At 62.9% G+C, this 14421-nt stretch carries 14 protein-coding genes; all 14 read left to right on the plus strand.

Annotation, left to right across the window (positions count from 1 at the left end; all coding sequences use genetic code 11):
- Positions 1 to 14 precede the first annotated feature (14 nt).
- The 14 genes from HGB10_01885 (at position 15) to HGB10_01950 (ending at position 14321) form a co-directional block, all read left to right on the plus strand.
- Positions 15 to 827 carry a purine-nucleoside phosphorylase gene (locus HGB10_01885; GenBank protein NTU70565.1) on the plus strand — a complete coding sequence of 271 codons (813 nt, stop codon included), beginning with the start codon at positions 15 to 17 and terminating at the stop codon, positions 825 to 827.
- 55 nt (positions 828 to 882) lie between these two features.
- Positions 883 to 2142 carry an adenosylhomocysteinase gene (locus HGB10_01890; GenBank protein ID NTU70566.1) on the plus strand — a complete coding sequence of 420 codons (1260 nt, stop codon included), beginning with the start codon at positions 883 to 885 and terminating at the stop codon, positions 2140 to 2142.
- Between the two features lie 4 nt (positions 2143 to 2146).
- Positions 2147 to 3487, plus strand: a complete 1341-nt coding sequence (mtnA, locus tag HGB10_01895) for an S-methyl-5-thioribose-1-phosphate isomerase (protein ID NTU70567.1) — start codon at positions 2147 to 2149, stop codon at positions 3485 to 3487.
- Between the two features lie 9 nt (positions 3488 to 3496).
- Complete coding sequence (locus tag HGB10_01900; GenBank protein ID NTU70568.1) at positions 3497 to 4414, plus strand: AEC family transporter; 918 nt, start codon at positions 3497 to 3499, stop codon at positions 4412 to 4414.
- Positions 4415 to 4443: 29 nt separating this feature from the next.
- Positions 4444 to 5118: a ComF family protein gene (locus tag HGB10_01905; GenBank protein NTU70569.1), complete on the plus strand. Its 675-nt coding sequence runs from the start codon at positions 4444 to 4446 to the stop codon at positions 5116 to 5118.
- 315 nt (positions 5119 to 5433) lie between these two features.
- Positions 5434 to 6309 carry an amino acid ABC transporter substrate-binding protein gene (locus HGB10_01910; protein ID NTU70570.1) on the plus strand — a complete coding sequence of 292 codons (876 nt, stop codon included), beginning with the start codon at positions 5434 to 5436 and terminating at the stop codon, positions 6307 to 6309.
- A gap of 212 nt (positions 6310 to 6521) precedes the next feature.
- Complete coding sequence (locus HGB10_01915; protein NTU70571.1) at positions 6522 to 7364, plus strand: basic amino acid ABC transporter substrate-binding protein; 843 nt, start codon at positions 6522 to 6524, stop codon at positions 7362 to 7364.
- 126 nt (positions 7365 to 7490) lie between these two features.
- Positions 7491 to 8795, plus strand: a complete 1305-nt coding sequence (locus HGB10_01920) for an ABC transporter permease subunit (GenBank protein NTU70572.1) — start codon at positions 7491 to 7493, stop codon at positions 8793 to 8795.
- Between the two features lie 3 nt (positions 8796 to 8798).
- Positions 8799 to 9533: an amino acid ABC transporter ATP-binding protein gene (locus HGB10_01925; GenBank protein NTU70573.1), complete on the plus strand. Its 735-nt coding sequence runs from the start codon at positions 8799 to 8801 to the stop codon at positions 9531 to 9533.
- Between the two features lie 98 nt (positions 9534 to 9631).
- Complete coding sequence (raiA, locus tag HGB10_01930) at positions 9632 to 10186, plus strand: ribosome-associated translation inhibitor RaiA (protein NTU70574.1); 555 nt, start codon at positions 9632 to 9634, stop codon at positions 10184 to 10186.
- 175 nt (positions 10187 to 10361) lie between these two features.
- Positions 10362 to 11033 (plus strand): hypothetical protein, encoded by a 672-nt coding sequence (locus tag HGB10_01935; protein ID NTU70575.1) that lies wholly within the window; start codon positions 10362 to 10364, stop codon positions 11031 to 11033.
- 260 nt (positions 11034 to 11293) lie between these two features.
- Positions 11294 to 12628: an HD-GYP domain-containing protein gene (locus HGB10_01940; protein ID NTU70576.1), complete on the plus strand. Its 1335-nt coding sequence runs from the start codon at positions 11294 to 11296 to the stop codon at positions 12626 to 12628.
- 2 nt (positions 12629 to 12630) lie between these two features.
- On the plus strand, positions 12631 to 13764 hold the full coding sequence (locus tag HGB10_01945; protein ID NTU70577.1) for an HD domain-containing protein: 1134 nt from the start codon (positions 12631 to 12633) through the stop codon (positions 13762 to 13764).
- On the plus strand, positions 13764 to 14321 hold the full coding sequence (locus tag HGB10_01950) for a DUF5317 domain-containing protein (protein NTU70578.1): 558 nt from the start codon (positions 13764 to 13766) through the stop codon (positions 14319 to 14321). The genes HGB10_01945 and HGB10_01950 overlap by 1 nt, the downstream gene beginning before the upstream one ends.
- The last annotated feature ends 100 nt before the right edge of the window (positions 14322 to 14421 follow it).

A 14421-nucleotide genomic window follows, 5' to 3' on the forward strand; every position in this document is an offset into this window, starting at 1 on the left:
CGGGAGGAGTTCCCATGACTGACGATTTCGTCGTGCCCGTACCCGCGGCACTGGCCGAGATAGAGCCCGTCGACGTCGCAATGATCCTCGGCTCGGGTCTGGCGGGCCTGGCCGACGTCGTTGAGGATCCGCACGTCGTGCCGTACGCCGATATCGATGGGTTCCCCACGCCCGAGCATCACGTCGTGGGGCACGCCGGGCAGCTTGTGCTCGGCACATTGGCAGGGGTGCGCGCTGCGGTGTTCCAGGGGCGCGTACACCGCTATCAGGGCTTCTCGGCGCGCGATGTCGCCTACCCGGTCCGGCTTGCGCATGCCATCGGCGCGAAGACGCTCATCGTCACCAACGCCGCCGGCGGGATCTCGCCGTCACTTCGGGTGGGCGACGTGGTGCTCATCAGCGATCACATCAACCTCACCGGCGACAGCCCGCTAGTCGGCTGGCCCGGGCCGCAGGGCGGCACACCGTTCGTGCCGATGCGAGACGCATACGACCCCGAGCTGCGCGAGATCGCGCTCATCGCCGCAGCCGAGTCCGGCATGCCGCTCGTGCCTCAAGGCCGCTACGCCGGTCTGCTCGGCCCCGCGTACGAGACACCGGCGGAAGTAGCCTATCTGCGCGCGATCGGCGCCGACATCGTGGGTATGTCGACGGTGCCGGAGGTCATCGCGGCACGCGCCCTTGGGATGCGGGTTCTCGGCATGTCGCTGGTCACGAACGTGGCGGCCGGGGTGGGCCTCGATCACCAGGAGGTCCTCGAGGCCGGCAAGGCCGCCGCGCTTCGTATGCAGTCGCTTGCACTTGCTATACTTGCGCGGTTGCCGTAACGCAGGCGAGCGCATCCCGCGCCCCTGCTTGAACGACTCGTAAGGAGCCTCCACCATGGATCATCACGTCAAGGACCTGGCCCTCGCAGCTGCCGGTAAGGCGCGCATCGAATGGGCCGACGCCGACATGCCGGTGCTCGCCACCATTCGCGAGCGTTTCGAGGCCGAGAAGCCGCTCGACGGCATCCGCATCAGCGCGTGTCTGCACGTCACCACCGAGACCGCGAACCTGATGCGCACGCTCAAGGCCGGCGGCGCCGACATCGTGCTGTGCGCGAGCAATCCGCTCTCGACGCAAGACGATGTGGCCGCTGCGCTCGTCGCCGAGTACGGCATCCGCACCTACGCCATCAAGGGCGAGGACACCGAGACCTACTACTCGCACATCGACTCCGCCATCGCGCACAAGCCGCAGATGACGATGGATGACGGCGCCGACGTCGTGGGACGCATTCATGCCGAGCAGCCCGAGATGCTCGAGTACATCATCGGCGGCACGGAAGAGACCACCACCGGTGTCATCCGACTTGCGGCGATGGCCGCTGACGGCATGCTCAAGTACCCGATCATGGCGGTCAACGAGGCCAAGACCAAGCACCTCTTCGACAACCGCTACGGCACGGGCCAGTCCACTCTGGACGGCATCATCCGCGCCACGAACCGCCTGCTCGCCGGCCGCACTCTGGTCGTGTCGGGCTACGGCTGGTGCGGTCGCGGAATCGCCATGCGTGCTGCGGGTATGGGCTCCAACGTCATCGTGCTGGAGATCGATCCGCTCAAGGCGCTCGAGGCTGTCATGGACGGCTATCGTGTCATGCCGGCAGTCGAGGCCGCCAAGGTCGCTGATGTCTGGGTGACCGTCACCGGTGACCTCAACGTCATCGACGGCGACTCGTTCGCTGCGATGAAGGACGGCGCAATCATCTGCAACTCGGGCCACTTCAACGCCGAGATCAACATCCCCACGCTGCGCGAGATGTCAGTCTCCGAGCGCGAGGTTCGCCCGCTGGTCGAGGAGTTCACGATGGCCGACGGCCGTCACATCTACCTGCTCGCCGACGGTCGCCTCGTGAACCTGTCGTGCGCCGAAGGCCATCCGGCCAACGTCATGGACATGAGCTTCGCCAACCAGGCGCTGGCCGCTGAGTACATGGTCGAGAACTGCAAGGACCTCAAGCCGGGCGTCTACGACGTTCCGGAGGATATCGACGCCGGCATCGCCAAGCTCAAGCTCGAAACGATGGGCGTCAAGATCGACACGCTCACCCCCGAGCAGGCCAAGTACCTCGCGAGCTGGCAGGAAGGCACGGTCTAGCACGATGAGCGACGAGACCAAGCCCACTTCAGGTATCGACAACATCCCGCGCACCATCTGGTGGGGCGAGGACGAGACCACCGGACGCCCTGTCGTCTACATGGTCGACCAGACCCGTCTCCCGCTGCAGGGTGACATCCTTGCGTGCAACATCGCCGACGGCGTCTGCCTTGCGATCAAGACGCTCGCGGTTCGCGGCGCGCCCGCTCTCGGCGTTGCCGGAGCATTGGCGCTCGCGCTGTGGACCGAGAACGAGTCCGAGGAGTTCGAGACTGTCGGCGAGTACCTCGAGGCGCTCGATGCGGTTTCTGAGACCGTCTCCACCGCCCGGCCCACAGCCATCAATCTCATGTGGGGCGTCCAGCGCATCCGGCTGCTCGCGCATGAGAACGCGGACATGCCGCTCGGCGAGCTGAAGGAGCTCGTCGTCCAAGAGGCGCTCAACATGCAGGCCGAGGACGAGGAGCGCAATCGCACGCTCGGGCGCTTCGGTGCCGACCTGCTTCCCGACAAGGCCAAGGTGCTGACTCACTGCAACGCCGGCTCGCTCGCGACCGCGTATTTCGGCACAGCACTCGGCGTGATCTTCACCGCCCATGAGGACGGGAAGATCGAACACGTGTGGGTCGATGAGACGCGTCCGGTGAATCAGGGTGGACGGCTTACCGCGTGGGAGCTGCGTCTGGCCGGCGTTCCCTCTGCGCTCATCGCCGACAACATGGCCGCCAGCGTCATGAAGAGCGGGTGGGTTGATGCCGTCATCGTCGGCGCCGACCGCATCTGCGCAAACGGCGACACCGCGAACAAGATCGGCACCTACGGGTTGGCGATTCTCGCGGCCGAGCACGACATCCCGTTCTACGTCGCCGCCCCGAGTTCGACGATCGATTTGACGCTGTCTTCGGGCGATCAGATTCCCATCGAGGAGCGCGATCCGCGCGAACTGACCGGCTTCACCGTCGCCGGCACATTCGAGCCCGACAGCCCCGAGGCCTCTCGCGCATTCGATGCGCTGACCAAGGACGGCGCGTACGAGATGCCCATGGCTCGAGGGCATCAGATGACACTGCACCGCAAGGGCGGCGGCTACAGCTTCGACGCCTGGTTCAAGGTCACGCCGCCGGGCATCGAGGTCTACAACCCGGCTTTCGACGTTACCCCGTCCAACTACATCACCGCCATCATCACCGAGCGTGGCGTGATTCGCCCCGAGCCGGACTTTGAGACCGCGATCTCGCTCGCCACGATGGGCAGCGGCGCTATCCACGAGATCGGTATGCGCCGCGAAGTGCGCGAGCTTCTCGAGGACGACCCGATCTTCGGGGCTGACGTCGACCTCCTGTAGAGAGCTGCCATGACCTCTTCCGCCCTCACGACGACGATCCTCACGTTCACGGTGATCGTCGCTGTGGGGGCGGTTCTGCGTTGGGCGAAGGTACTCAGGCGCGAAGACGCCAAGCCGATCAATGCCGTCATCATCTACGCCGGGCTGCCCGCGTTCATTTTCCGTGCAGTTCACGGCGCACAGATCGGAGCCGGGCTCTGGCGCGTAGTGCTCGTCGCATGGACCGTGTTCGCGGTCATGGCGGTCGTCTCGTGGGCGATCACGCGGGCTTTCAGAATGCCGCCGCGCACCGCCGGAGCCTTCATTATCGCGACCGCTCTGGGTAACACCGGCTACATCGGCTATCCGGTGACGCAAGCGTTGTTGGGTGCCGAGGCACTGCCCGTCGCGATCTTCTACGACGTGTTCGGTACTGTGGTCGCGCTGGTGTTCGTGGGGCTTGCAGTGGCGCAGCACTTCGGCGAGCACGATGAGTCTCGGGTCAACCCACTTCGCGAGTTGCTGACGTTTCCCGCAGTCGCGGCGTTGCTGCTGGCTCTCGCGCTTCGGCCGTTCCCGATTCCGGAAGCGGTCAACTCCGGGTTAGGACTGCTTGCGAGCATGGTCGCGCCGCTCATCATGCTGTCAGTCGGGCTGTCGTTGCGGGTCGGCGAGATCGGAAGGTCAGCCGTTCCTTTGGCTGTACTCAGCGGGCTTCGATTGGTTGTCGCGCCTGCCCTCGCATTCGGCCTCGGGATGCTGCTGCTCGGGCCCGGTGTGCCGCTGAGGGTCACCGTCCTTGAGGCAGGTATGCCAACGATGATGCTCACGCTGATGGTGGGGGAACGTTTCGGGCTCGACACGGACTTCATCGCGTCGGCGATCTTCGTCACGACGGCTCTCTCGGCGGTCGCCCTGCCGCTGGTGCAGCTGGCCGCGTTCTCGTAGCGAGGCAGCCGACGCGCGCGGAGGTGCGCGTGGGACTGTTCGACGACATCGCGGAACTGCTCTTCCCGACGCGTTGCGCCGGCTGCGAGCTGCCGGGTGCACTGCTGTGTGACCGCTGCATCGCTGCGTTGCCTCGCGTGGAGCTTTCGGGCGCCTGTCCACGGTGTGGCGCGCCGTACGGGCTGTTCGTGTGCACCGAATGCTGGGACCGAGAGTGGGCGTTCTCGGCTGGCGTCGCGTTCGGTGAGTTCGAGCCTCCGCTGGCGCGGGCGGTTGTGCTGCACAAGGATGCGGGGGAACGAAGGCTCGCCCAGGTACTCGGGAGCATGCTCGCCACGCAGATCGCGGCCGCGTGGCCGGACTGGCCGAACGGCGTCGCCTTCGTGCCCGCGACCCGAGCCGCGCTTCGCCGCCGAGGCTTCGACCACGGCCGGGCAATCGCTGATGCCGTCGCCCACGAGCTCGGAGTGCCGATGCTCGAGTGCCTGACGCGGTCTCGCGCCCGTGACCAGCGCACGCTTGGTCGCGAGGCGCGTGCGGCGAACGTCGCAGGAACTGTAACAGCGACTGCGGACGTCTCGGGTCGCATCCTGCTTACCGACGATGTCTTCACGACCGGTGCCACGCTCGATGCGGCTGCCGCAGTGCTGTTGGCTGCCGGCGCACAGGAGGTACGGGTCGCCGCGGTGGCCAGGACGTGGTGAGCGGCGGCTCCGGCCGAGGGTCGCGTGCTAGAATCGTCCACGTTCCCGCCCGGGTCTGTGGTTGCGGGCGCGCGAGTGCCTTAGTCCATGGTAGATGCGGCCGAAAGGATCCACGTAAGCCGGCGGTTTTCCGTCGCGCGAGCATGGCGCATCTTAGGGGTAAGTCGTACCGCCCGATGAAAGCCGCATACCGCGGCTTCGGGCGAGAGGGCCGGTAGTGAGATCACATCAAGCGGAAGCTCCAGTATGCGAGTGTGGGGCCAAAGACCAGGTCAGCCGGGCGGGAGCATTGATTTCACATTTGGAAGGGGCGTCATGGCGCAAGTGAGACGTGCAGGGGTCGTATCGGCGGCGGTGGTGGCACTTGCCGCCTTGCTCGTCGTGGCCGGATGCAGCAAGCCCAAGGAAGTCGAGCTGCAGCCTAAGGTTGCTCCGCCTGTGGTCAAGGAAGCCGGCGTTCTTCGCGCAGGCGTGGACATCGACTACCCGCCGTTCGGCGGCACCGATCAGGGCCAGCAGGCCGGCCTGGACATCGACGTCGCCGCAGCGCTCGCAGAGCGGCTCGGCCTGAAGCTCGTGGTCGTTCCCGTGGTTGCCTCAGAGGCCGCCACTGCACTCGCCGCCGGTACCGTGGACATCGTGATGTCGGTTCCGTTCACAGCCGAGTCACTGTCAAACGTCACGCTCGCGGGCTCCTACCTCTCAAACGCCCCCGGGTTCTTCGTGGCCACCGAATCGACGGCGCCGGTCGAGCCTACGCTTACCATGGCCACGCTCCCGCCCGCGCCCGAGAAGGTCGGCGCTCAGCGTTCCTCGGACGCGTACTGGAAGTTGCTGCGCGAGCTGGGAGAAGAGGGCGTGTCGGCATACCCGACTCTGCGAGAGGCTTTCGACGCACTATCTCGCGGCGAGGTCACGGTCATCGCGGGCGACACCCTGGTCGGCGCGTACATCGGACGAGACTATCCGCTCGTGCACTTCGCGGGCCAACTTGAGTCGGCCACTCTTCTCGGCGTGGGGGTCGTGCCCGAGAACGAGGAGCTCACGACGGCCACACGAGAGGCGCTCGATGGACTGGCCGCCGATGGCGTGCTGGCTACCCTGCGCACCAAGTGGGTCGGGGATCTGGCGAAGCTCGAGGTTGCCGAGACCGCGGGGTCCGGCGCGACCACCGCGACAGCGGCACCGTAGGCGGCGTCAACTGCACTGCTCGTGTATCGCCCCGGTACGCACCTGTGCGTGTATCGAACGGCTGCTGCATACAATCGACCCTTGCATGGATACGCACGAGCGCGCGTTTGCGCTCGCAGAAACGGTGTAGGATTATGCAGCGTAAGTCAGGAGGGGGCGTTCGCCATCAAGCATGGCGTTCGTCACCTTGTCAGGTTCGACAAGGAGGAAAGATGCAGAAGGCTCGCAAGATTACTGGGCTCCTGCTCGTACTCGTGATGGTGGCCGCACTTGTGGCACTCGCGGGATGCGGCTCGAGCGCGCCCAGCACCCCCGCCACGACGCCGGAAGCGACGAGCACCGAGCCCGCCGCTCCCACGTACAAGCTTGTGGCCCCGGGTAAGCTGACCATCGGTTCGGACCTCGACTACCCGCCGTTCGAGCAGCTCAACGGTGATCAGCCGGAGGGCTTTGATGTCGACCTCATGACCGCCATCGCTCGTGAGATGGGTCTTGAGATCAGCTACCTGCCGCCGCAGGACTTCGACGCGCTGCTTGCCCTGGTCAACGCCGGCAAGTTTGACGTCATCGCCTCCTCGCTCACCATCAACGATGAGCGCAAGAAGGAGATCGTCTTCACCGACCCGTACTTCGAGTCGAACCAGTCGATCGCAATGAAGGAGGGCTCGACCTACTCCGCTCCTGAGGATCTCAAGGGCAAGAAGGTCGGCGTCCAGTCCGGCACCACCGGTGAGCAGTGGGCCACCGAGAACCTCAAGCCCGCCGGCGTCACCATCGTGCCGTTCAAGAAGACCAGCCAGGCGTTCGCCGCACTTCAGGCCAACACCGTCGCAGCTGTCGTCAACGATCTCCCCGTCACCAACGAGATCGTGAAGGACCCGGCCAAGAAGCTTGCCATCGTCAAGCAGATTCCGACCGGTGAGATGTACGGCTTCGGTGTCGCCATGGAGAACCCCGATCTTGCTGTCGCCATCAATGAGGCGCTCGCCAAGATCAAGGAGTCGGGCGAGTACAAGACGATCTACGAGAAGTGGATCGGCCCGTACGAGCAGTAGTCACTGCTCGGTGGTTCCTGCTTTGATTCGAATCGGGGAGGGCCTCCGGCTTCGCGCCGGGGGCCCTCGCTTCGAAGGGTTGGCTGCGTGATGAACAGAGTCCTATCAGCTAGACGAACCTCGTGGATGAGGCTACTCGCTGTTGTGCTGCTTGCCGTGCTCGCGTTCAGCGCGGTCGGCGTGGCCTTTGCCGATGACGTCCTCAAGGGCACGAACCTCACGCTGAGCCAGACGAGCGGCGGCAAGTCCACTCGCTTCACCTTCACCACGCTGCCCAAGCAGCCGATCGAGATGCTTTCCCTCACATACCCCGAGGGATTCGATGTGAGTGCGGTAAAGGTCGACGCTGTGACGCTCGACGGTCTCAAGCGAATCCCGGTCGAGGTCAAGACCGACGTCGCGGGACAGAAGATCAATCTGGCGTTCACTCCGCCCGTCTCGGCCGGATTCGACATGCGCGTGCAGATCTTCGATGTGGTCCTGCCGAAGTCCGGTGGGCAGTTCAACGTCGTCGTCGACTACACGTCGAACGGGGTGACGGGGCAGACCTCGACGCCACCGTTCAAGACTGAGACCTTCACCACCGTTCAGGCGGTGACGCAATGGCTTGATGAGAAGCCGTTCGTGCAGAAGTGGAACTCGCTTCAGTTCCTGAACATCTTCTTCAAGCCGCAGATGATCGTCTCATCGGTGCCGCTCCTGTTCACCGGATGGCTCATGTCGATCGCGCTTGTCGTGGTCGCCTTCCCCTTCGCAATCGCCGGCGGACTGCTCCTTGCGTTCATGAAGATGTCGAAGGTGTGGCCGGTTCGCTTCTTCTCGAACATCTACATCAACGTGATTCGAGGTACGCCGCTCTTCCTGCAGATATTCATCGCATTCGTCGGTCTTCCGATCGCCGGGTTCCAGGCGCCGCTGTTCCCGACCGGCGTCTTCGTGCTGGCCCTCAACAGCTCGGCCTACCTTGCCGAGATCTTCCGTGCCGGCATCCAGTCGATCAATCGCGGACAGTTCGAGGCCGCCAGTTCTCTCGGCATGAGCTACCCGCAGGCGATGGCGTTCGTCATCATTCCGCAGACAGTCAAGCGCGTTCTGCCGACCATGACATCCGAGTTCATCCTGCTCTTCAAGGACACAGCGCTCCTGTCCGCAGTCGGCGTGTTCGAGCTGATGCTCTACAGCAACAGTCTCGCTACCCGGAGCGGTAGCCTCACGCCCTTCGTGGTCGCTGCCGTCTACTACCTGCTGGTCACGATTCCGCTCATCAACTGGGTCGCCAACCTCGAGCATCGCCTCGCGATCGCGGAGGGCGGAGCGGCCGCCTCGTCTAACGACACGACCGGCCGTCGTCGTCGGTGGGGATGGCGCCCCGCGAGTGCGGGTCCAGAAGCTGAGCTGCAAGCGTCCGTCGCAGAGCACGAGTCGAGGTAAGTGATGAGCCAGCCGATCGTACGCATACAGAATCTCGTCAAGTCCTTCGGAACGCTCGATGTCCTCAAGGGCGTCGATCTCGAAGTGGACAAGGGCGAAGTGGTCGTCGTTCTTGGGCCTTCCGGCTCCGGCAAGTCGACGATGCTTCGCTGCATCAATCGGCTCGAGGAGCCGACCGGAGGCAAGATCTACTTCGAGGACACCGAGATCACAGCGCCCGACACCAATGTGAACAAGATGCGCGAGCATATCGGGATGGTGTTCCAGAGCTTCAACCTGTTCCCGCACCTCACTGCCAAGGGCAACGTCATGCTGGCCCAACAGCGCGTTCTCAAGCGCTCGAAGGCAGAGGCGGAGAAGTCGGCGGTGTCGCAACTCGAGCGAGTTGGCCTGGGCGACAAGGTCGACTACTACCCGGCGCAGCTCTCCGGCGGTCAGCAGCAGCGCGTCGCCATCGCCCGTGCGCTCGCGATGGATCCGCACGTGATGCTCTTCGATGAGGCGACGTCGGCGCTCGACCCCGAGTTGGTTCGTGGCGTTCTCGACGTCATGAAGGAGCTCGCGAAGGGCGGCATGACCATGATTGTCGTCACGCATGAGATGGGCTTCGCGCGCGACGTCGCAGATCGCGTCGTGTTCATGGACGAGGGAATCGTGCACGAACAGGGCACGCCGGAAGAGGTATTTGACCATCCCAAGAGCGATCGCACCAAGGATTTCCTCGGGCATATCGCCTAGCAGGCGCAATAAGTTCGTTTCGATACCCCATGCAGCGTCAGCGCGACGCTGCGAGGGGTATCTTCCTTCTAGAGACCTGAACGCAAGGGAGGCCATCGATGCAAGTCAAAGTGGTTGGGCGGCACATGACCGTCACGGATCCCACCCGCGCGTATGCAGAGGAGAAGTTCGGCAGGCTTGCCAAGATCTACGACGCCGAGCCGGTCGTCGCGGAGGTAGTGCTCGACGTGCGCAAGAACCGTTCGCACCCCGATCGGTTCACCGCCGAGGTCACGGTTCGGCTGAAGGGTCACGTGGTTCGAGCCGAGGAGACCTCGACTGACATGCATGCGGCAATCGACCTTGCAGCTGCCAAGGCCGAGAAGCAGATGCGTAAGTACAAGACGAAGGTCATCGATCGACGCAACCACGGCGTGGCCGTGACGAAGACGGCTGCCGGTGACACTGAGATTGCTGATGACACTGAAGCCTCGGCTGAGGTCGTGCGCATCAAGACCATCGAGACCAAGCCCATGACCGAGGAAGAAGCGGTGCTTCAGCTCGAACTTCTGGGCCACGACTTCTTTGTGTTCCGTCACGCCGATACGGAGCGAGTCAATGTTCTGTATCGCCGAAACGACGGCGACTACGGGCTGATTCAGCCGAACGCGTAGAACTCGGCCAAGTCGTTCGCAACCGCGCAGTGAGAAGGGCGCCTCCGGGCGCTCTTCTTGTCGTTGTTGACATGCGTTCGCGGCTGTCCGTACAGTAAGCCGTGATTCGCGCACGCGCGAACGCACTTGGTTGACTCAGTCGTAGCAGTAATCGTCGTAGCAGGGAGCTCCCCAAGTGGATCAGAGCGCATCCCGCATCAAGGTCGAGGATATCGAAGCCGCGCTCGCGGAGGTCGGAGAGATTAAGGCTGCCCGCATCGTGCCGGACGCCGACGGATCCATCGCCGAGATACACATCCTCGCACTTCCCACCAAGGCCCCAAAGCAGCTCGTGCGCGACATTGAGTCGACGCTGATGGCTCGTTTCGGTATACCCGTTGACCACAAGAAGATCTCGATCGCGCTTCTCGGACGCGACGCGCTCAAGGACGAGGCGCCTGTTGATGCACGTTCGACCGTTGCTCGGCCGCGTATCTGTTCGATCAATGCCACAGTGAGTGGTGTGCAGGCATCCGCTTCGGTGGTACTGGAGATCGGTGATGCTGAGTACGTAGGCAACGCCAGCGGCCCTGCCAGCAAGACGGGGCGCGCGCGGCTCGTCGCACTGGCGGCGCTTGACGCTGTCAGCCAGTACACTGACGCCACCATTTCCTTCGCTCTCGAGGACGTAGCCATCGTGCAGCTTGGCCGCGAGAAGGTCGCGGTTTCCTGCATCGCCCTCGTTAGCGGATTTGGAGAGCAACACCTGTCCGGCTCCGCGCTCGTACGGCAGAACGACAACGATTCCATCGTGCGTGCCACGCTCGATGCGATCAACCGCCGTATGGGCTTCCTGACAACCGTATAACCCACAAGTTTGGACCGGCGCCGTGAACCAACGCACGAACACTGTCAGCACTGAAATGAGCGGAGCGGACAGAGTTCTTCCATCGCTAGCGGGATGGGAGAAGACCACACCAGTTCCACGAAGGGGGTCTTCTCACCATGAAGCGTATGATGCTGGTTCTCGCGTCTCTCGCCGCCGTTGTTCTTTCCGGTGGCGCTTACTGGAAGATGTAGTATCCGGGCGGAGTCGGTCCACTTTGAGTTGGGGGCGGGTGGGGCATAGTGACTGAATCACAGCGCCCCAACCGCCCCTTCCTCACTTATGTCGGCTTAGTAGTATTGAGCGCCGTCCTGATAGTGATCACAGCATGGCGCCTATTCCCGCCGATGGCTTCGTTCCAGCTGATTCTGCTCCTGGTTGCGGTCATTCTTTCCGAGAACTTCCGGTTCTCTATTGAGCCCTATAGTGTCTCATTGGCGTTTCCGTTGGGTGTTGCCAGCGCGATTCTGTGTGGCCCGGCAGCATCTTGTGTGGTGGCCGCGGTCTCCTCGATCAACATTGATGAGCTTAGGCAGCGCAAGCCTGCGCCAATCGTGCTCTTTAATCTGGGCCAGATGGTTCTGAGCACCGGGCTCTCTGCTTGCCTATACATGTGGCTTGGCGGGCGGGTGTTGCAGGTCGGGGTTTCCTCATTCCGGCCGCTCGGGGTTGGTGACTTTCCGCAGATCCTAGTCCCCGCGCTGGCGATGTCTGTCACCTGTGTTCTTGGCAACATGTTGCTGACCGCTGTGGGTATGGCACTGTTTACCCGCCAGCCACTCTCCTCGACCGCATCCACGATGATCACCTTTGTCCCGACCCAATTCACCCTGGCGGGGCTAGGATTCCTGGTGGCGCAAGTGCTTGCCATTTCTGCGCTTGCCCTACCGCTGGTTCTCGCACCGCTTGCGGTTGCGCGACAATTGTTCCTTCGTTACGCCGGGCTCAAGGTGGCCTATGTCGACACAATACGTTCGCTGGTAGGTGCGCTTGAGGCCAAGGACCCGTACACCCGAGGCCATTCTGAGCGCGTGTCAACATATGCCGTCGCGCTCGGCCGCTCTTGTGGCATGGACTCAAGGGACCTGGAGCGTCTCGAGTATGCTGCCTTGCTTCACGATATCGGCAAGCTGGCTGTGCCAAGCATGGTCCTTACCAAGCCCGGGAGACTCGAGCCTGAGGAGATGCTACAGATACGGGAGCATCCTGCGCGCGGGGCAGACATGATTCGCAGGATTCCTCCGCTTCGGGACTTGGCGCAAGCGGTCTTTCAGCATCATGAGTGGTTCGATGGAACCGGTTATCCGCTGCGGCAGGGCAGCGACGAATTGTCGCTTTCGGCAAGAGTCCTGAGCATTGCTGACAGTTACGACGCCATGACTACCACCAGAGCATATCGCCCTGCCTTGAGCAGGGAAGACGCTATCGCCGAGTTGATTCGTGGCGCTGGAAGCCAGTTCGATGCGGAGATCGTTCGACTCTTCGTAGAGTGCAGGTTCGACGCGGAGGACGGCGCGCAAAGTGTGCTCGTTGAGCAAGCGATATCCACGCGGACAGAACCCGTTCGGAGTTCCTAGACATGCCTACTTCCATCATCCCGTTCTTTGGCCAAGCACCCCCATATGCGCTCGAACCAACCTTATGGGCGTCCATTTGGTTCTTGGCGGGACTAGTTGTTCTAGACCTGTTCGATATCTCGCTCCCAAGGGGCGACAGCGTAGGTGTTGCGGGTGCGCTTGCGGCTGCGTCCTTGGTTGTTCTGGGACCCGCCCAGGGCGCGGTGTTGGTCGGAATCTCAGCTGTAGGAGTCCACCTACTTCGGCGGGGGCTAAGCCAGCCTCTGCGGCTCGTTGGCGTACTAATCTCCAGAATCGCTGGAATAGTGGCGGCTGCATCTGTTCTCGCAGTTGGCGCGAGTGTTCTACCCCCCTTGGCACTCTATGGAATTGTGCCGGCGGCTTTCCTGATGGTTGAAATCATCACGGCCCAAGCGGTGACCGGGGTCGTTTCTTCCAGATCATTCTTGAGGCTTGTTCGTGGCAACATCCGCTCTCAGGCTCCATTGTTGGCGGCACAGTGGTCAGCATCGGTGCTTCTGTTGCTGACCTATAACGGCATGGGTGGCTGGAGTCTCATTCCCGTTGTCGCGCTGCTCCTCTTGATGCGGCAGTCGTATGCGCTCTTCTTGGATATTCGAGAGACGTATCGGACTACTGTGGAGGTTCTAGTGGAGGCCGCCGAGAACCAAGACGCCCGGCGTGTCGGGCACGCGGACCGAACCGCCATGATGGCGCGCGCAATCGCGGGTAGGCTCGGGCTGGGCGCCGCCATGGTGGAGCGCATTTCTTACGCGGCCCTGTTGCATGATCTGGGCACCCTCTCGGATCGTCCGCAGGACGGCCCTGACCCTGTCTCGCGATCGATGAGCTCGGCAGATGTGGTGCACGGTGTGGAGTTCTTTCGAGATGTCGAGCCTATCCTGCGTGCCTGCGATGGGCCTGAGGGGGCGGCGAACGCGGTCGAGTCGGACTTGACGGCGGCGATGATCGTCGCTCTTGCTAGCGATATTGACATGGCGTTTCACCCGGAGGTTGCGGCTGCTCACAAGACGACAGTGCTCGACGACTTGGCTCCGATGGTCTCGCCAACCGTGAAGGCGCGAGTGGTTGGTGCGGCTCTTGAGCTGGGCTACCGGACGCCTGCGGTCAGATAGTGCTCGCGCTTCTCTCGATCGGCGTCGGTTTGGCTGTGGCCTGGGCGAGTGGCGGTTCACTGCGACGCTTGGCGGAGCTGAGCATCCCGTGGTCACCCTGGATCTTGGTCGCCTTCCTCGTTCAGGGAGTCGCTAGAGGGCGGCTGTTCGGCTTCGCTACGTCGGAGTTCGGGTTTGCCCTCTGGTGCATATCAAGCACCTTCTTGGTCGTACTGCTGATCACTTCATGGCGACTACCCGGGCTCTGGATTGCTGCTGTGGGGCTGGGGCTGAATCTTGTAGTGGTGCTCGCTAACGGTGGCATGCCGGTATCTGTCCCTGAAACGGCAGTGTTGTCTCAGGCGGAACAGGTTGCCCAATCCATGGGGCTATACCAGTTTGTCGGAGTGGGCACTATATGGGGGTTTCTGGGCGATGCGATCACCTTCCGTGTGATGTCTGGCACGTTTCTGCTCAGCGCGGGGGATGTTCTCTTGATTGTTGGCGTGGCTGTTCAGATCGTGTCGGCCACTGCAGGCGCCGTGACCAGTCCGGAGCACCTGTCTGACACGAGCTGACGCAGCCCTTCTGGAGTTGGCACGGTAGATCGCAGATGGTCTTGTCTAGAGCTTGGAAGTGGTCTATACAATTCTCAACTGAAACGGCGGCACCCCTCGT

The organism is Coriobacteriia bacterium, from assembly GCA_013334745.1.
Lineage (GTDB): Bacteria > Actinomycetota > Coriobacteriia > Anaerosomatales > JAAXUF01 > JAAXWY01.